The 17,136-nt window shown below is 68.7% G+C and carries 17 protein-coding genes; 8 read left to right on the forward strand and 9 right to left on the reverse strand.

Annotation, left to right across the window (positions count from 1 at the left end; all coding sequences use genetic code 11):
- Positions 1 to 35: 35 nt before the first annotated feature.
- Entirely contained in the window at positions 36 to 1,238 is a 1,203-nt protein-coding gene (locus B0293_RS00685; RefSeq protein WP_005165347.1) for an FAD-dependent monooxygenase, read from the forward strand.
- A 111-nt stretch (positions 1,239 to 1,349) separates the two neighbouring features.
- Here the strand turns inward: B0293_RS00685 and B0293_RS00690 are convergent, their stop codons facing one another.
- The gene (locus B0293_RS00690) at positions 1,350 to 2,792 is read right to left on the reverse strand and encodes a M1 family metallopeptidase (protein WP_039919385.1); all 1,443 of its coding nucleotides are present in this window, start codon (positions 2,790 to 2,792) and stop codon (positions 1,350 to 1,352) included.
- Between B0293_RS00690 and B0293_RS00695 the strand changes: the two genes are divergently transcribed.
- A complete protein-coding gene (locus tag B0293_RS00695; RefSeq protein WP_085939737.1) occupies positions 2,791 to 3,588 on the forward strand; it encodes an alpha/beta fold hydrolase in 798 nt (265 codons plus the stop codon). The genes B0293_RS00690 and B0293_RS00695 overlap by 2 nt on opposite strands.
- Here B0293_RS00695 and B0293_RS00700 read toward each other — a convergent pair.
- The 3 genes from B0293_RS00700 to B0293_RS00710 form a co-directional block, all read right to left on the reverse strand.
- Positions 3,570 to 4,010, reverse strand: a complete 441-nt coding sequence (locus B0293_RS00700; RefSeq protein ID WP_039919399.1) for a thioredoxin family protein — start codon at positions 4,008 to 4,010, stop codon at positions 3,570 to 3,572. The two genes, B0293_RS00695 and B0293_RS00700, sit on opposite strands and share 19 nt — an antisense overlap.
- A 27-nt stretch (positions 4,011 to 4,037) precedes the next feature.
- A complete protein-coding gene (locus B0293_RS00705; protein WP_039919383.1) occupies positions 4,038 to 4,388 on the reverse strand; it encodes a rhodanese-like domain-containing protein in 351 nt (116 codons plus the stop codon).
- A gap of 91 nt (positions 4,389 to 4,479) precedes the next feature.
- Positions 4,480 to 5,406 (reverse strand): LysR family transcriptional regulator, encoded by a 927-nt coding sequence (locus B0293_RS00710; RefSeq protein ID WP_245192084.1) that lies wholly within the window; start codon positions 5,404 to 5,406, stop codon positions 4,480 to 4,482.
- A gap of 226 nt (positions 5,407 to 5,632) precedes the next feature.
- Here B0293_RS00710 and B0293_RS00715 point away from each other — a divergent pair, with 226 nt between their 5' ends.
- The 3 genes from B0293_RS00715 to B0293_RS00725 are packed head-to-tail and all read left to right on the forward strand — an operon-like array spanning position 5,633 to position 8,628.
- A complete protein-coding gene (locus B0293_RS00715; RefSeq protein WP_039919381.1) occupies positions 5,633 to 6,334 on the forward strand; it encodes a tRNA-dependent cyclodipeptide synthase in 702 nt (233 codons plus the stop codon).
- A gap of 3 nt (positions 6,335 to 6,337) precedes the next feature.
- Positions 6,338 to 7,651, forward strand: a complete 1,314-nt coding sequence (locus B0293_RS00720; protein ID WP_005165331.1) for a purine-cytosine permease family protein — start codon at positions 6,338 to 6,340, stop codon at positions 7,649 to 7,651.
- Positions 7,648 to 8,628, forward strand: a complete 981-nt coding sequence (locus B0293_RS00725; protein ID WP_005165329.1) for a LysR family transcriptional regulator — start codon at positions 7,648 to 7,650, stop codon at positions 8,626 to 8,628. Before B0293_RS00720 ends, B0293_RS00725 begins: the two co-directional genes overlap by 4 nt.
- A gap of 244 nt (positions 8,629 to 8,872) precedes the next feature.
- On the opposite strand, the gene B0293_RS00730 is transcribed toward B0293_RS00725, so the two are convergent.
- Positions 8,873 to 10,312 (reverse strand): M1 family metallopeptidase, encoded by a 1,440-nt coding sequence (locus tag B0293_RS00730; RefSeq protein WP_005165327.1) that lies wholly within the window; start codon positions 10,310 to 10,312, stop codon positions 8,873 to 8,875.
- 166 nt (positions 10,313 to 10,478) lie between these two features.
- On the opposite strand from B0293_RS00730, the gene B0293_RS00735 reads away from it, so the two are divergent.
- Positions 10,479 to 11,633: an MFS transporter gene (locus B0293_RS00735; RefSeq protein WP_005165325.1), complete on the forward strand. Its 1,155-nt coding sequence runs from the start codon at positions 10,479 to 10,481 to the stop codon at positions 11,631 to 11,633.
- Here B0293_RS00735 and B0293_RS00740 read toward each other — a convergent pair.
- From B0293_RS00740 to B0293_RS00755, 4 genes are all read right to left on the reverse strand, one after another.
- Complete coding sequence (locus tag B0293_RS00740; protein ID WP_085939736.1) at positions 11,578 to 12,543, reverse strand: peptidoglycan recognition protein family protein; 966 nt, start codon at positions 12,541 to 12,543, stop codon at positions 11,578 to 11,580. The two genes, B0293_RS00735 and B0293_RS00740, sit on opposite strands and share 56 nt — an antisense overlap.
- 88 nt (positions 12,544 to 12,631) lie before the next feature.
- A complete protein-coding gene (locus tag B0293_RS00745; RefSeq protein ID WP_005165321.1) occupies positions 12,632 to 13,507 on the reverse strand; it encodes an HhH-GPD family protein in 876 nt (291 codons plus the stop codon).
- Between the two features lie 22 nt (positions 13,508 to 13,529).
- Positions 13,530 to 14,021 carry a beta-class carbonic anhydrase gene (locus B0293_RS00750; protein WP_039919380.1) on the reverse strand — a complete coding sequence of 164 codons (492 nt, stop codon included), beginning with the start codon at positions 14,019 to 14,021 and terminating at the stop codon, positions 13,530 to 13,532.
- A 51-nt stretch (positions 14,022 to 14,072) separates the two neighbouring features.
- Positions 14,073 to 15,173, reverse strand: a complete 1,101-nt coding sequence (locus B0293_RS00755) for a LacI family DNA-binding transcriptional regulator (RefSeq protein WP_005165317.1) — start codon at positions 15,171 to 15,173, stop codon at positions 14,073 to 14,075.
- 200 nt (positions 15,174 to 15,373) lie between these two features.
- Between B0293_RS00755 and B0293_RS00760 the strand changes: the two genes are divergently transcribed.
- On the forward strand, positions 15,374 to 16,303 hold the full coding sequence (locus B0293_RS00760) for a metal ABC transporter solute-binding protein, Zn/Mn family (protein WP_005165315.1): 930 nt from the start codon (positions 15,374 to 15,376) through the stop codon (positions 16,301 to 16,303).
- Positions 16,303 to 17,136 carry a metal ABC transporter ATP-binding protein gene (locus B0293_RS00765; protein ID WP_005165313.1) on the forward strand — a complete coding sequence of 278 codons (834 nt, stop codon included), beginning with the start codon at positions 16,303 to 16,305 and terminating at the stop codon, positions 17,134 to 17,136. The genes B0293_RS00760 and B0293_RS00765 overlap by 1 nt, the downstream gene beginning before the upstream one ends.

Below are 17,136 nucleotides of genomic sequence, written 5' to 3' on the forward strand. Positions count from 1 at the left end.
TGCGCCGCGATGTGATGCGTGGGACCTTCCCAGGGATGGCTGACACGAAGATCCTCATCTCCGGAGCGAGCGTGGCCGGCCCGGCCCTGGCCTTCTGGCTCACCCGGTACGGCTTCGAAGTGACCGTCGTGGAGCGCGCGCCTTCGCTGCGCCCCGGCGGCCAGGCCGTCGATCTGCGCGGAACGGCCAAGGAGGTCGTCCGGCGGATGGGCCTGGCCGAACGGATCCGCGAGGCGTGCACGGACACGAAGGGCGAGACCCTCGTCGACCGGAAGAACCGCACGAAGGCCACCATCCGGGCCGACGACTTCGACGGAGACGGCGTCGTCGCCGAGATCGAGATCCTCCGCGGCGACCTGACCGAGGTGCTGTACGAGGCGACCAAGGAGCGGACGGAGTACGTCTTCGGCGACCGGATCACCGCGCTGGACGAGCGGGCCGACGGCGTCGACGTCACCTTCGCGAGTGGTGCGCGGAGGACGTTCGACATGGTCATCGGGGCGGACGGGCTGCATTCGGGAGTGCGGGCGCTGGCCTTCGGCGAGGAGTCCCGACACGTCCGGCACCTGGGCTCGTACCTGGCGTTCTTCACCGTGCCGAACCGGCTCGGCCTGCGGAACTGGGCGATCGGCTACGACGACGTCGGCCGGTCCGCCGGGATCCGCGGCATCCGCGACGGCGACGAGGCGATGGCCTACTTCGGGTTCGCTTCGGAGAAGGTCGACTACGACTATCGCGACGTCGAAGCGCAGAAGGAGCTGGTCCGGGGCTTCGCTGCCGGGATGGAATGGGAGGCGCCCTGGCTGCTGGAACGGCTGGACGACGCCCCCGACTTCTATTTCGACTCGTGCGCGCAGGTGATCATGGAGTCGTGGTCGCGCGGCCGGATCGGGCTGCTGGGCGACGCCGCCTTCTGCCCTTCACCGCTCTCGGGGCAGGGGACGAGCCTGGCGTTCGTCGGCGCGTACGTCCTCGCCGGGGAACTCGCGGCCGGCCTCGACACGGGGCTCAAGCGCTACGAAGCGGTCATGCGCGAGTTCGTCGAGAAGACGCAGGAGATGGGGCGGGACAACGCGGCGTCGATCTTCGCGAAGTCGCGGGCCGCGCTGCGGATGCGGTACCTGATGATGCGGTTGATGCGGCTCAAGCCGGTCGCCGCGCTGGCGTCGCGGAAGATGCGGGACGTGGTGAACGGCATCGACCTGCCGGACTACCCCACGCCGCAATTAGCCGACTAAACGCGCCGGTCTCGGACCCCTCGAGTGGGTCGTGAGTGGCAACTGCCGGCTTCGAGTGTTGTGAAAGCCACTTTCACAACTGCCGCATTTCGTCTGCTAAATGCGCTGGTCTCAGCCGCGGAGGGTGCCCGGCAGGAGTTCGGCGTCCGGCGGGATCGTCGTGCCGTGGAACCACGCGTCGAAGAACGGCCGCAGGTTCTGCTCCGAAAGCTTGATGGTGAACGCCTCGAAATCCGCCCACGACGCGTTGGCGTTCCGGTGCGCCGCCGGCCATTCCTTCAGCAGCCGCGCGAAAGCGCCTTCGCCGATCTTCCGCCGCAGCGCGTGGATGGCCAGGATCCCCTTGTCGTAGACGCCGTGGAATTCCTGCCCGGCCCCCATGCCGACCAGTTTCGGCGTCCAGAAATCCGGGCTGTTCCGCATGATCTCGAGCGCGGCGCGGTAGCGGTCGTCGAGGTTCTCGTCGTCCCGCGATTCCTGCCACAGCCATTGCGCGTAGGACGCGAGACATTCGTTGAGACAGATGTCGGACCACGAATTCAGCGTCACCGAATCGCCGAACCACTGGTGTGCGGTTTCGTGCACGACGGTGATCAGGTCGGCCCATTTCGCGTACGTCGGCCTGGTCTGCGTCTCCAGCGAGAAGTGGATGTCCTCGTCGAGGTAGATCCCGCCGGCCGCGTCCACCGGGTACGGCCCGAACTTCGAGGTCAGGAAGCCGATGATCTCCGGCAGCCGCCTGCCGGTGTCGCGCCGGTCCTCCGCGCCCGGCGCGTACGCGTTCACCAGCGGCGTCCCGTCCGGGAGCGCCATCCGGTCGACGGTGAACTTGTCGATCGCCACCGTGGTCAGATACGGCGCCACCGGCGTTCGCTCCTGCCAGGACGTCGTGGACCAGCCGTTCGCCGAGGTCTTCTGGATCTCGCGGCCGTTCGAGATGACGGTCCAGCCGTCCGGCACCCGGGCGGTGAGGGTGAACATCGCCTTGTCGCGCGGGGTTTCGTTGACCGGGTACCAGAACGACGCCGAATGCGGCTCGCCGACGATGAACGCGCCGCCGTCCTTCGACTTTTGCCAGCCGTTCTCGCTGCCGCCCGCCTTGGGGGTCACCGACGGGTCGCCGCCGTAGAGGACCTTCGTGTGGAAGGTGGTCCCGTTCCGGATCGGCTCGGCGGGCGTCACCACCAGCTCGAAGTCGCCTTCGCGGGCGAACTTGGCCGGTTTCCCGTCCACTTCGACGGAGTGGACGGTCAGGCCGCGTAAGTCCAAGTTGTACCGATCGAGGTCCTGGGTCGCTTTCGCGATCACCGTGGTGTCGCCGTCGAGACGCCCTTTCGCGGGGTCATAGGTGATCCCGACCTGGTATTCGACGGCGTCGTAGCCGCCGTTTCCGTCCATCGGGTAGTACGGGTCGCCCGCGCCCGAAGCGCCCGGCGCCGGGTTCATCGGCGGCGGCGGAGGGGGCGCCGCCGGGGGAGGATCGGCACTGCACCCGATAATCAGGGCGCAGACGACCCCCAGGACCAGACCGGCGGCGGGGACACGGCTGCGCATGGAGGGGAGCTTAGTGGTGATTCAGCGCGACGGGTTGATCACTTTCGGCGGTGACGGACCGCCGATCGTCCTCCTGCACGGCCTGATGGGCAGGGCGACGACGTGGTGGCGGGTCGCGCGAAGGCTCGAACCGTACGGGCGTGTCCACGGCCTCGACGCGCGTGGTCACGGCCGTGGGCCACGCGGCGGGCCCTGGCGCACCGAACGGTTCGCCGACGACGTCGCCGAGGTGCTGCGGACCTTCGGCGAACCCGCGATCCTGATCGGACATTCCATGGGCGGCCTGCACGCGTGGGTGACCGCGGCCACGCATCCCGGACTGGTCCGCGCCGTGGTCTGCGAGGACTTCGCGCCGGACCAGCGCGGCCGGACCGTGGACACCTGGCGCGGCTACTTCGACTCCTGGCCGGTCCCGTTCCGCTCCCTGGCCCACGTGCGTGAATTCTTCGGCGACACCGGCGACTACTTCATCGAATGCGTCGAGGAACGGGAAGACGGTTACCACCTGATCGCGTCGCTATCCGATCTGTACGAGATCGCGGCGGAATGGGGGCGGCGGGATTTCTGGGAGTTCGTCGAGCGCGTCAAATGCCCGTTGCTCGCCATCGAAGGCGAGCGGACGGCGATGCCGCCCGGCCAGCAGGCCGAGCTGGCCGCGCGCGTGCCCGGCGGCCTCGGACGGCACATCGTCGTCCAAGGCGCCGGGCACGTGGTGCACGACGAAGCGCCGGAGACCTACCTCGGTGCCGTCGAGGCGTTTCTCTCCGACGTCCTCGGTCAGCCCTTCTTCAGCTGAGCGTCGATCCAGGCGCGCAGCTTCGTCTCACCCGGGTAGCCGATGTTCCGCGCGGACGGGAGTTCGGCGGAGTTGCGGACACCGACCAGCGTCGGCAGGTACCGGATGTTGTACTTCGTGGACAGGTCCTTGCTCTGGTCGACGTCGACCTCGCCGAGCAGGAACTTGCCGCCGTACTCGCCGGCGAGCCGTTCGATCACCGGCTTCATCTGACGGCACGGCGGGCACCAGGTCGCGCCGAAGTCCATGATGACCAGCTTCTGCTTCGAGATGTTCATGACCTCGGCGTAGTTGCCCGAGGTCACCGTCATCACGTTCTCGGCCGCCGGCGACGGTGCGGCCGAGGCCGCGCCGTTGCCGAAACCGGTGATCAGCGCCAGCACACCGGCCAGCACGCAGACGATCCGTTTGGTCTTGGACAAGACGATCTCCTTCGCGGGGAAGTCCACTCAGGACGAAGACTGGGTCGGCAGTCCGCCGCCGACCCAGTCTTCGATGCCTTCGCGGTACTTGCGGACGTTCGTGTATCCGAGCTCCAGCAGGCGCCGTCCGACGAATTCACTGTTGCGGCACGGCGTGTTCGCGCAATAGACGACGATCTCGGCGGTCTTGTCCGGAAGCACCGTCGGTGCCAGGTGATCGGTGAATTCGGCGGCCTGTTCGTACGGGAACCCCGGAATGTTGCGTGCTTCGGGAAGATGTTCCTTTTCGAAATAGGCGACCGGCATCGTGTCGACCACGACCACCGTGCCGGCCTCCATTCGGGAGAGCAGTTCCGTACGAGTGATCAACGGCAGCATGGTGCCCCTTCTCAGACGACCTCGATTGACGATTCCCATCGTCGGCCGTCTCCCGGGACACGCTCTAGTGCCGCACGTCCATGCCGAAGCGTTATCCGGCGGCCAGCCTGCCGTGGCGGTGCAGCCAGGCATGGTACGGCGCCGTCCGTTCGGCCAGCCGCCAGTAGCCCGCCGTGGCCTCGTCGGCGAGTTCCGCGACGCCGGGCGCGCACGGGCCGTCCTCCCGCCAGGCGAGCACGTGCCGCACGCACATCGGCGCCCCCGCCAGCGGCCGGATGGACAGGCCGTCCGACGGTGGCCGGGTCGGCTGGACGAGCCCGACGCCGTGCCCGCCGCTGACCAGGTCTTCCCGCGCGGTGTCGATGTCGACGTCGTGAGTGATCCTGGGGTCGAAACCGTGCGCCAGACACATTTCGCGGAACACCACGCGGCAACCGTCGCCGCCGCTCGACACGATCCAGTCCTCCCCGGCCAGTTCGGCGAGTTCGATCTCCTCTTCGCCGGCGAGCGGGTGTTCCGCGGGGACCGCGACGAACGACGGTTCCTCGACCAGGGTCAGGGTCCGCACCTCCGGCGGCACCGGGAGGCCGCGGCGGCCGCAGATCATGATCAGCGCGAGGTCGATGCCCCGGTTCGCGACCTGGGCGAGCAGTCGCGTGCGTGAGGTGTCGGCGCGGGTGCGAAACGGTTCCCCGGGTCTCAGATCGCGCAGCCCGGCGAGCAGCGAACCCGTGATGGCGCTGTCGTTCCAGCCGATCCTCATCGATTCGCCCGTCTCGGGCTCCTGACGGTGGAAGTCGTGCTCCAGTTCGTCGAAGGTGAGCACGATCGCCTTGGCGCGCCGCAGGATCAGGGCGCCGAGTTCGGTGGGCCGCACCCCGTGCTGGTCGCGGTGGAACAGCGAGCCGCCGACCATCCGCTCGATCCGGCGCAACTGGTGGCTGAGCGCCGGCTGCCCGAGCCCCAATCCGGCGGCGGCACGGTTGAGGCTTCCGGAGGCAGCGATCTCACAAATCACGCGAAGATGCCGAACCTGAATCTCCATGACTTCGTATACCGCGCCCCGCCGTTGTCCGGCACCTCCGAAGGTCGCGCCGCTTTCACCGTTGTGGCGCACATACGAAAGATTTTCGAATTCCTATAACGCGATGACAACCACGGTCGGCAATACCGGTGGTCACTCGCCGTGGCTACCTTCGGTCGACGCCTCTTCTCCCCGCATTATCCGCGAATCAGGAGCCGTCTTGCTACGACCACTGCCGCTCACGGAGCATTGCGCTGACCCACTGGCGCGAGCCGAGCACGTCTGCATCGGCATCAGTCCGTTCAACAGCTATTTCACGGTGGACCGGATCGCCGATCTCGCCCGCTGGGCCATGTCGGCATTCACCGGTTTTCATTTCTTCGTCCCGGACGGTCCGTCCGCGTTCACCCTCGAGGCGCTCGGTTACGATCCGATCCGCGCCGCGCAGAAGGCGCAGCGGCAGGGCAACTACACGCGCAACAAGATCGTCCGCGCGCTGCAGCAGGTCTGCCCTTCGGATCCGCACACGCTGATCCTGGACGCCACGGTGCTCGAAACCGATCCCGCGTATCTCGGCCTGCTTTCCGAGGCGCACCTGCGCTTCGCCCTGGACCCGGAGTTCGCCGAACACTGTCTCGGCGCCACGGGCTGGGTGCTGGACCGGCGGCTGCCCGAAGGCCAGCACCCCACGCGTGACCAGCTGCGCAGCGCGGTCCGGTACTTCCTGGCCGAGTTGCCGATGTTCGTCGGCACCGTCGCCGTGGCGGGCGTCGGCAGTTCCGTGTTCGCCTATCACCAGCGGGTCCCGTTCCTCGAACGGCTCTACCGCGGCGAACTCTCGTGGCGGCCGCTGCCGGGTCAAGGCTTCGTCGTCCTCGAACAGGCCGTCCCGGAACAAGCCGTAGCGGAACGGGCGGAGTGAGGCGTGGAACACGACGACTTCTCCCTGCGCCGGGTACCCGCCGAACGCCGCTACTCGTGGGTTTCCGTCGCGCTGCAACGGTTCGGGCAGGTTTCCTCGTTCCACCAGTTCCTGCTGGGCGCCGTCCTCGGCTTCGGCATGACCTTCTGGGACGCGGTCCTCGCCATCACCATCGGCTCGGTGCTGCTGGAGATCATCACCATCCTGATGGGCATCGCCGGCACCCGGGAGGGGCTGTCGACGTCGGTGCTCGCGCGCTGGGCCGGCTTCGGCACCGGCGGATCCTCGCTGGTCGGGCTCCTCATGACGCTGAGCCTCGCAGGCTGGTTCGGGGTGCAGAACGACGTGTTCGCCCACGGCCTCCACTCCTTGATGGGCGGCCCGCCGGTGTGGGTGTGGGCGCTCGCGGGCGGCGCGCTGGTCACCGCGATCGTCGTGTTCGGCTTCCACGCGATGGCCTGGACGGCGTACCTCACGGTGCCCGCCTTCCTCGCGCTGGCGGGGTACTCGATCATCTCCGCGCTCGGCGGCCATTCGCTGTCCGCGTTGACGACCGAACCGCCGCCGGGGCCGTCGATGTCCCTGGCGCAGGGCACCACACTGGTGGCGGGCGCGTTCATCATGGGCGCGATCATGACCCCGGACATGACCCGCTACAACCGGACCGCGTCCGACGTCGTGAAGCAGACCCTGGTCAGCGTCACCCTCGGCCAGTACCTGATCGGCCTGATCGGCGTGCTGCTCGCGCACGCGGCGAAAAGCGCCGACGTGGTCGGCATCATCACGTCGTCGTCCGGGGTGCTCGGCACGCTGATCCTGGTCACCGCGATCCTGAAGATCAACGACTGGAACCTCTACTCGTCCTCGCTCGGGCTGGTGAACACCGTGCAGGTGCTGCTGTCCCGGCGGCTGGACCGCACCACCGCGACCCTTTTGCTCGGCGGACTCGGGACGGTTCTTTCGGCGATCGGAATTCTCGATCACTTCACCACTTTCCTGACCTGGGTCGGTGTGCTCACGCCGCCGGTGGCGGGAGTGGTGATCGCCGAGTACTACGTGGTGCGGCGCTGGAAACCGGACTTGGAGAGCACCCGCGCGTCCGGCGAACTGCCGTCGAATTGCCCGGCCTGGGTTCCGGCCGCGCTGATCTGCTGGGCTGCCGGGGCCGCGGTGGGAATCTGGCTGCCGTGGGGAATAGCCACGGTTAACTCCGTTCTCGGTGCTTTTCTCCTGTATATTCTTATCGGCAGACGGACCACGACCGCGGCGGTTCCCGCGGTGATGACTTCTTCCGGCGGGTCGAAAACCCGTTCGTGACAAAGGAGTTCGACGTCGTACAGCTGGATGTCCACCACCTGAGGGTGATCCGGGCGATCGCGGACACGGGAAGCCTTTCCCGTGCCGCGATCGCTCTCGGTGTCACCCAGCCCGCGGTGTCCGCACAACTCAAACGGCTCGAGAACATGCTGGGCTACCAGCTGTTCGACCGGAGCGAGGGCAGTGCCAAACCGACGCCGATGGGCGAACTCTTGCTGCGCCGGACCGCCGCTTTGCTGCCACAGCTGGACAAACTGCTCGAAGACATCGAGCAACGCGTCTGTCCCAGCGGCCCGCCCGACGTCGTCCGGGTGGTGGCGGTGGCCAGCGCGCTGGTCGCGTATCTGCCGTCGCTGGTGACCCGGCTCTGGCCGGAGGTCTCCGAGGTGCAGGTCGTGCACGACGACCATCCCGAGCGGCTGCTGCCACTGCTCGCCCAGCGGCGCGCGGAAGTGGGGCTGGTCAAGGACTATCCGGGCTACGAGCTCGAAATCCCGGCGAGCGTGGACACCGCGGTGGTCGCGACCGAGCCGACCTTCGTCCTGCTGCCGAAAGACCATCCGCTGGCGAGCCGGGAAAGCATCGACCTGCGAGAGCTGCGGGACGAATCGTGGGTGATGGTGTCCGACTCCTCGGCGGCCACGTTCACGAAGTACTTCGCCGACACCTGCGCGCGGCACGGCTTCAGCCCGACGGTCACTCATCAGGTGACTTCGCAGCAGGTGGCGCTCTTGGTGGTCAAGGCCGGCGCGATCGGCCTGTCGCAGCCGATCTGCGATCCGTGCGACGACGGCATCGTGACCCGGCCGCTGCGCGGGGGTGTGTTGCCGCGCAGGCACATTCTGGCCTGGAACCGGGAGACCTTCGTGGCGGGGCGGCAGGACGAGCTGATCTCCGCCGTCGTCGAGACGTACTGGGCCGAGGCGAGGACCGCTCCGGTCTATGCCGCCTACCTGGACAGGACCCGTGAGCGGTAAGGACGGTTCTAACCGTCCTTACCGCTCACGACCCCTCGACCCAGTGCCGCCCGGCGCCCAGTGTTGCGAAAGTGGCTTTCACAACGCCCTCCTGCCGGGACGCCACGTGTGATCAGACGGACGACACGCGTGACTGAATGGACGACACGAGCCCGGCCGGGGCCTGACGCGAGTCGTCCGTCCGATCACGCGTGTCGTCCATCCCGTCACGCGTGTCGTCCATCCAGTCACGCGAGATCGCCGGTTACCGCCCGGGGTAGAGGAGCGCGTCCGGCGGCCGGACCGTGCCGTCCAGCCACGCGGCGTTGAACTCGCCGAGGTCGCGCTGCGTCATCGCGGAGACGTAGAGCTCGAAGTCGTGCCAGTTCTGGTTCCCCTGCGGGTTGATCGCCGGGAAGCCCGCCATGATCTGGAAGAACGCGTCGTCACCGATCAGCCGCCGCAGCGCGTGCACCATCAGCACCGCCTTGGTGGTGGGCGCGAATTCGGCGCCCTTGCCCGGATCGGTGAGCTTGGGCGCCCAGAAAGCCGCGTCGTCGCCCACCTTGGTCACCGTGTCGCGATATCGACGGTCCAGGTCGACGCCGTTCTTCGCCTCGTCCCACAGCCACACCGCGTACTGCGCGACGGACTCGGGCATCAGCGTGTCGCGCCACATCTTGCCGCTCAACCCGGCTCCCCACCATTGGTACGCGGTGGCGTACACCAGATCGGCGACGGTCGCCGTGCGGCCGTACACCGGCCGGGTCTGGGCGCCGTGCGTGTAGCCGAGGGAGCGGTCGAGGAACAGCCCGCCCGCCGCCGACTGCGGATAGTCGCCGAACTTCCCGGTGAGGAACTCCAGCACCTCCGGCAGTTTCCCGCCGATCTTGCGCTTGTCGACGGCGCACGGGTGGTAGGCGTTGATCGCGGTCCGGCCACCGGGAAGCGTGATCCGCTCGACCTCCCAGCGCCCGATGCCGAGCATCGCGGTGCTCGGCGCGAGGGCGGTTTCCTCGGACCAGGTGACGGTGTGCCGTCCGGCGCCCGCCGGCACGTCGGAGACCTGGAAACCGTTGCCCATCACGGAGAACTCGTCCAGGACGGTGACGGAGACGCGCAAGGTCGCCTTGTCGACTTCGGTGCCGTTGACGGGGAACCAGGTCATCGCCGACCGCGGCTGGCCGGTGGCCACGGCGGAATCACCGGCGGTGGCCAGCCAGCCGACCCGGCCCCGCGCCGTGGTGAGCGGCTCCGGCCGCCCGTCGTAACCGACCACCACGGTGAACCGCTGACCCGACGCCAGCGGGGTCTTCGGGGTGATCACCAGCTCGTGTTCGCCCACCCGCCGGAACGTCGCGGCGACTCCGTCGACGGAGACCGAGCGCACGGTGAGACCGCGCAGGTCGAGGTCGAACCGGCTCAGGTCCTGGGTGGCCGTCGCGGTGATCGTCGCCTTGCCGCTCAACAGCATCGCGTACGGCGCGTAGTCCAGCGCGAGCGAGTACTTGTCGACGTCGTAGCCGCCGTTGCCGTCCTTCGGGTAGTAGGTATCGGGGCCGAGGACGGTGCCGTCGGGCGAGACGTGCACGTACCCGTCGCTGCCGGGTGCCGGCGCCGCCGTCGAAGCCTGGCAGGTGCCGATCATCGTGGTGGCGAGCAACGCGGTGCACAGTGGCTCCTGCCACCGAATCCGCACGGTCATGAACGGGCCTTCTCTCTACGGGGGAGGATGCCCGGCCATCGTGCGTACGCCCGCGCCGCGCGCGGCAGTGTCAGCCGGTCATGCCGCGGGGTTATCCGGGCCGATAACGCGGTGGCATGACCGCCGGGGACTATCCGCGCCGGGGCGGGGAAGAGATCGTCGAGGCATGCTGCCCTTCCCGGCGCTGTTCGCGCTGACGACGACGGTCTTCCTCGGCTGCCTCACCGAAGTGCTGCCCGCCGGGCTGCTGCTGGGCATGTCCGCGGATCTGGGTGTTTCCCCGTCGGTGACCGGGCAGCTGGTGACGGTCTACGCCATCACCACCGCGCTCACCGCCATCCCGCTCACCACCGCGACCCTTCGGGTGCCGCGCAAACGCTTGCTCCTCGCGCTGATCACCGGCTTCCTGGTCACCAACCTGGTGATCGCGGTGTCCTCGTCGTACCCGCTGATCCTCGCCACGCGGGTCGTTTCCGGGGCGCTGACCGGGGTGATGTGGTCGCTCGTCGCCGGATACGCGATGCGCCTCGCCCCGCCGGGACTCACCGGACGCGCGCTGGCCGTGGCCATGTCCGGTACCCCGATCGGCTTCGCGCTCGGCGTCCCGGCCGGGACCGCGCTCGGCGAACTGGCGGGCTGGCGCTGGGCGTTCGCCGTGATGGCGCTGATCACCGTGCCGCTGCTGGTGTGGGTGTTCGTCGCGGTGCCCGCCGTGCCCGCGGACCCGTCGGGGCACACCCGGCCGCGGGCCGCGTCGAGACTGCCCGGGATGCGTCCCGTGCTGGCGACGGTGGCGCTGTTCTCGTTGGGGCACAACGTGGCTTACACCTACATCGGCCCGGTGCTCGTGGGCCTCGACGCGGCTTCGATGCTGGGCACGGCGCTGCTGATGTTCGGCTGTGCCGCGGTCGGCGGGCTGCTGGCCGTCGGCTCCGCGCTCGACCGGCATCCGCGCGCCGTCCTGGTGTCCTGCACCGCCCTGACCGCCGCCGGAATCGTCCTGACAGGACTCAGCGACGGCCTCCACGGTCTGGTACTGGCCGCCGCCTGCCTGTGGGGACTGGCGTTCGGCGGCGCGCCGACGGCGTTCCAGGCGGTCACCGCGCTGATCGCGGGCCCCACCGCCGACGCCGCCCAGTCGCTCACGATCGCGGCCTGGAACGGCGCCGTCGCCGGTGGAGCCCTCGTCGGCGGCTTGCTGCTTCCGCTGGGGACATCCCTGCTCCCTTGGTGCGCCGCCCTTCTGGTCCTCTCGCCCTTGCTGTTCAGCCGGCGAGTCGTGCTTTCAGTGCCCGCAGATCAGTGCCCGACCCGACGATGAGCGGCCAGACGTCGGAGCCGAGGAACCCGGTCTCGTCGGTCGCCATGGTCGCACCACAGGCGTCGCGTTCCAGTCCGTTCCGTGCCGCCACCGCGGCGACGGCGTCCTTTGTGGACTGGCCGAACACGCCATCGACGGGAACGGCGAAACCGCGTCCCCGCAGGAGCTCCTGGGCCACCCGCACCCTCGGCCCGGCGTCGCCGGGCTTGAGCAGCGGCCACTCCGGTAGATCGGCCTTCGGCGAAGCGGAACCCAGGAGTTTCCCGACCGCGGTGCGCAGCTCCGGAAGCCGGTTGTACAGCACGGTCCCCGGGCATTCGGTCGAGTTGAAGTCCCGGTGCCCCTTGATGAATTCCGGCGAGATCCCGTACTGCGAAGCGATGTACGCGACCATCTTCACCAGCGAGTCCCAGAGCGCGGGCGTGACGTCTTCCTTGCTGTAGAGACCCTCGTTCTCGATCCCGATGCAGGTGCTGTTGTTGTTGCCCACGTTGGCGCCCAGCACGTGCTGCTTGCCGCCGCGCAGGATCTCCAGGCTGCGATGCCGCCCCTCGGTGATGTGCCCGCCGCGGCTGTTCGTGAACTGCTGGCCGCTGTCCACCCAGCCCCGGGTGTCCATGTGGAAATTCTGGATCGAGCGCGACGCCCAGTAGGCGTGTTCGAGTGTGTAGTCGGTGACGTTTCCCGGATCGACCGTGTGGTGCACGACGATGTACGTCGGTTTGTGGTCCTGCACCTCGATCGCCCCGTTCGGCGGCCGGGCACCCCAGGCAGCCGTGTCGTGGATCGTCGGTTCCTGCACTGCCCCAGGCGCCGCGACTGCGGCGGAAACTGTCGTCGTCCCCAGTAGCCCGACGGCGCTTACCGTCAGGCCGCCCTTGAGCGCGGTACGTCGGTCGAAGTCGGCCACGGGCGTAACTCCCATCATGCGCGTTGGCCGGAAAACTAACCCGCCATCGCGCCGATGACAACCATTGACCAACTTTTGTCGTAATGCGTTAGTGTTCGCCGGGGAGTGCGAACAGACCGTCCCCGGTCTGTTCGAGCAGGCCGTCGACCAGCAGGGAGTCGAGGCACCGGTCGCGCTGCCCGGATTCGTGCCAGACGAGATCGAGCCGCGCCTTCTCGACCGGGCCTTCGCTGCCGCGCAGGACGTCGAGCAGTAGTCCTCGCACCTGGCGATCGGTGCCGGCGAATTTCTGGACCTGTTTCGCGGGACCGGCGTAGGCGGGTTTGCCCGCGCGCTGCCAGGCGCAGTCGTCGTAGATCGGGCAGTCCGCGCAGCGTGGCGAGCGAGCGGTGCAGACGAGCGCGCCCAGTTCCATCAGCGCGGCCGAGAGTTTCGCGGCGGGCGCGTCGGCGGGCGGCAGCAGCGCCTCGACGTCGGCCATGTCGCGGGTGTTCGACGGCGGCCCGGCGTCACCCGCGCCGTGCACCGCCCTGGCCACCACGCGCCGGACGTTCGTGTCCACCACCGGCGCCCGCTTGCCGTAGGCGAAGGCCGCGACCGCGCGCGCGGTGTACGCGCCGATGCCCGGCAACGCGAGCAGAGTGTCCACATCGGACGGTACGACGTCGCCGTGTTCCGCGGCGATGACGGCCGCCGCGGCGTGCAGCCGCAACGCGCGCCGCGGGTAGCCGAGCTTGCCCCAGGCGCGCACGACCTCGCCCTGTGAAGACGCCGCCAGCGCCGACGGGACCGGCCAGCGCGCCATCCATTCCAGCCAGATCGGCTGGACGCGCGCGACCGGCGTCTGCTGCAACATGATCTCGCTGACCAGCACGCCCCAGGCGGTGCATTCCGGCTCACGCCAGGGCAGGTCGCGCCCGACTTCGTCGAACCATCCGGTCAGTACATCCGCGTCGACGCCCACCCGGTCAGCTTAGGGAAGCGGATTACGCGATCTCCGTGAGGTGGCCCGTCTTCACGTCGTAGACGAAGCCGCGCACGTTGTCGGTGTGCGGCAGGAAGTCACTGCGCCGGACGCGCTGCACCGACCGGCGCACGCTGTCCTCGACCTCGCGGAACGCCTCGACGGCCCACGTCGGACGCAGTCCGGAGGCCTCTTCGAGTTCGTCCTTGAAGTCGTCCTCGGTCACCATCGAAAGACCGCATTCGGTGTGCTGGACGATCAGCACCTCACGCGTGCCCAGTTTCCGCTGGCTCAGCGCGAGCGAGCGGATCATGTCGTCGGTGACGACGCCGCCGGCGTTGCGTAGGACGTGGGACTCACCCTGCAGCAGGCCGAAGATCTCGAACACCCGGATCCGGGCGTCCATGCAGGTCAGCACCGCCACCTGGAGTGATGGCCTCGGGGACGAACGGTCACCAGGAGTGACGTCGCCGAGCTCCTGGTTTCGCTTGAGAAGTACGTCTATGGAGGTCACGTGACCATTTGAACGGACACACCCCGTGAGAGCAACGCTTTACGGGGTACGTCACGGACCGAACCAGCGCTCCTCGGCCGTCCGGGGCGGCGCGGAGGTGCGGCCGACCCGCAGTTCCGTCTGCAGGGTGATGACCTTCGGCCCGACCCGGTCGGCGGAGCTGAGCAGCAGCTTGCCCGCCGCCTTGCCCTTTTCGAGCACCGGCTGGTGGACCGTGGTGAGCCCGGAGCGTTCGGCCTCGGTGATGCCGTCGAACCCGGTGACCGTCAGATCCTGCGGTACGCGCAGCCCGCGGCGTTCCGCCTCGGCCAGTGCGCCGAGGGCGAGAATGTCCGAAGTGCAGATCACGGCGGTGACCTGCGGATACGCGTCGAGCAGCTGGCGCGCGGCGGACGCGCCGTCGTCGACGGTGTGGTCGAAGCGCTCGACCACCGGCACCGTCGCCCAGTCGACCCCGGCCGCCGAGAACGCGGCGGCCAGCGCCTCCAGCCGGATCCGCTGGACGTGGAAGTGCGCGGCGCTCTGCCGCTGGATGGAGACGAAGTCGTCGTTGCGCTCGCGGGCCAGCCGCATGCACAGCACGCCGATCTGCCGGTGCCCCAGGGAGATGAGGTGTTCGGCCATGGCGGTGACCGCGGCCGCGTCGTCGGGGCCGACCCGGTCGACGCCGTCCACACGGGGCTGGTCGACGATCACCGTCGGCACCGGGCGCTCCAGCACGGCGCCCAGATGCGGGTCGTCGTCGGGCACCGAATAGACGACGAAACCGTCGACGCCGGCGCGGTGCACGGCCGCGACGTCCTCGCGGCCCGGGCTCGCCGGGACCAGGTGCAGGCCGACGCCCGCGTCCTCGCACGCCAGCGCGAGCCCCTCGAGCACGCCGACGGCTGCCGGATCGCGGAAAGCGTAGGAGAGGTTTTCGGTGAGCAAAAGACCGACAGCGCCGGCCTTGCGCGTCCGCAGTGATCGGGCGACCGGGTCCGGGCCCGGATAACCGAGGCGCCGCGCGGTCTCGAGAACACGACGGCGCAGCTCAGGGGACAGCTGGTCGGGTCGGTTGTAGGCGTTGGAGACGGTGGTCCTCGACACACCGAGCTCTGCGGCCAACGACGCCAGTGTCGCCTGCCTCCTGGTGCGGATAGGACGGCCCATCCGCAAACCGTAACGGTTCAGAACGTTTTGCAGAAGCATCACCCGACGTGTGGCAGGTCTCGATTCAGAGTGACCCTGGGTACAGCTCGGACCAGGACAGCGGGTTCTGTCAGCCGTATGGGGTACAGTTGAATCTGACAACGGTTTCCATTACCCGGCATCTGGGACACCTGGCCTGGGCATCCGCAGGAGTGCAGTAAATGAATTCCCGCCGTACTAAGAGTGTTTTCGCGGCCGTGTCGGCCTTGGCCGTCCTCGCGCTCGGCGCGACGGCTTGCGCGTCGAGCGACAAGGCGTCCGCGGGTTCCGGTTCGCAGAACGCCTCCGCCGCGGACCCGGGCGGCGAGAAGATCAAGGTCGTCGCCTCGACCGACGTCTGGGGCAGCGTCGTGACCGCCGTCGGCGGCGACAAGGTAGAGGTCACCTCGATCATCCACGACCCCTCGGCCGACCCGCACTCCTACGAGACCACCGCGAGCGACGCCATCGCCGCGAAGAACGCGAAGCTGACGCTGTCCAACGGCGGCGGCTACGACGAGTTCTTCTCGAAGCTCGCCGACCAGGCCTCCGGCGCGCAGAAACTGGTCGCCGTCGACATCGCCGCGACCGGCAACGAGAACGAGCACGTCTGGTACAGCCTGCCCGGCGTCGAGAAGATCGCCGACCAGGTCGCCGCGAAGCTCGGCGAGATCCAGCCCGCGTCGAAGGACGCCTTCACCGCCAACGCGACCGCGTTCAAGGGCAAGACCCAGGAGCTGCTGACGAAGGTCTCCGGGCTGGGCGCCTCGGGCGGCAAGGTCGTCGCCACCGAACCCGTCGCGCACTACCTCCTGGAAAGCGCCAAGGTCACCGACTCGACCCCGCCCGCCTTCGCCGCGGCCGTCGAAGCCGAGCAGGACGTGCCCGCCGCCGCGCTCAACCAGGTCAAGCAGCTGATCTCCGGCAAGCAGGTCAAGGCCCTGATCAACAACGCGCAGACCACCACCCCGGTCACCCAGCAGGTCGTCGGCGACGCCAAGACCGCCGGGATCGCGGTCGTCGACGTCACCGAAACGCTTCCCCAGGGTGTGACCGACTACATTGCATGGATGACCAAGGCAGTCGACGGGCTGGCGGGAGCGCTGAAGTAGTGAGCTCCGTACCTGCCGAAGCGCGCCCCGCGGTCCGTGTCCGCGGGGCGAGCCTCGCGTTCGGCACCAGGACCCTCTGGTCCGGGCTCGACCTCGACGTCGAGCCCGGCGAGTTCCTCGCGATCCTCGGGCCGAACGGTTCCGGGAAGAGCAGCCTGCTCAAGGTGCTGCTCGGCCAGCAGGGACTGCCGGAGGGCACGGTCGAGATCGCGGGGCGGCGCCCCGGTGGGCAGAACCGGCGGATCGGCTACATCCCGCAGCAGCGCGCCCTCGACGAGGGCCTGACGATGCGCGGGGTGGACCTGGTCGGCCTCGGCCTGGACGGGCACCGGTGGGGCACCGGGCTGTTCGGGATTTCGAAACGACGTCAGCTGGTGGCGCGGGCGATCGAGGCCGTCGGCGCCCAGGCGTACGCGAAACGGCCGGTGGGGCGGCTTTCCGGCGGCGAGCAGCAGCGGCTCCGCGTCGCGCAGTCGCTGGTCGGCGACCCCGCGGTCTTGCTGTGCGACGAGCCACTGCTCTCCCTCGACCTCGCCCACCAGCGCGCGGTCAGTGAGCTGATCGACGAGCGGCGGCGGTCCGCCGAGACCGCCGTCCTGTTCGTCACCCACGAGATCAACCCGATCCTGTCCTATGTGGACAGGGTGCTGTATCTGGTGAACGGCCAGTTCCGGGTCGGCAAGCCGGACGAGGTGATGAACTCGGAGACGCTGTCCGAGCTGTACGGCACGCGGATCGAGGTGCTCAAGGTCGGCGGGCAGATCCACGTCGCCGGGGCGCAGAGCGCGCTGTGCGAGGACGAACCCCACCACATCGACGAACAGGTTTCGTAA

This window comes from Amycolatopsis azurea DSM 43854, from assembly GCF_001995215.1.
Classification (GTDB): Bacteria; Actinomycetota; Actinomycetes; order Mycobacteriales; family Pseudonocardiaceae; genus Amycolatopsis; species Amycolatopsis azurea.

What these genes read in the sequence shown, in the direction of transcription:
- B0293_RS00685 (WP_005165347.1), top strand. Translation starts at nt 36, where the DNA reads ATGGCTGACACGAAGATCCTCATCTCCGGAGCGAGCGTGGCCGGCCCG.
- B0293_RS00695 (WP_085939737.1), top strand. Translation starts at nt 2,791, where the DNA reads ATGGAGGGGAGCTTAGTGGTGATTCAGCGCGACGGGTTGATCACTTTC.
- B0293_RS00690 (WP_039919385.1), bottom strand. Translation starts at nt 2,792, where the DNA reads ATGCGCAGCCGTGTCCCCGCCGCCGGTCTGGTCCTGGGGGTCGTCTGC.
- B0293_RS00705 (WP_039919383.1), bottom strand. Translation starts at nt 4,388, where the DNA reads ATGCTGCCGTTGATCACTCGTACGGAACTGCTCTCCCGAATGGAGGCC.
- B0293_RS00730 (WP_005165327.1), bottom strand. Translation starts at nt 10,312, where the DNA reads ATGACCGTGCGGATTCGGTGGCAGGAGCCACTGTGCACCGCGTTGCTC.
- B0293_RS00735 (WP_005165325.1), top strand. Translation starts at nt 10,479, where the DNA reads ATGCTGCCCTTCCCGGCGCTGTTCGCGCTGACGACGACGGTCTTCCTC.
- B0293_RS00755 (WP_005165317.1), bottom strand. Translation starts at nt 15,173, where the DNA reads ATGGGCCGTCCTATCCGCACCAGGAGGCAGGCGACACTGGCGTCGTTG.
- B0293_RS00760 (WP_005165315.1), top strand. Translation starts at nt 15,374, where the DNA reads ATGAATTCCCGCCGTACTAAGAGTGTTTTCGCGGCCGTGTCGGCCTTG.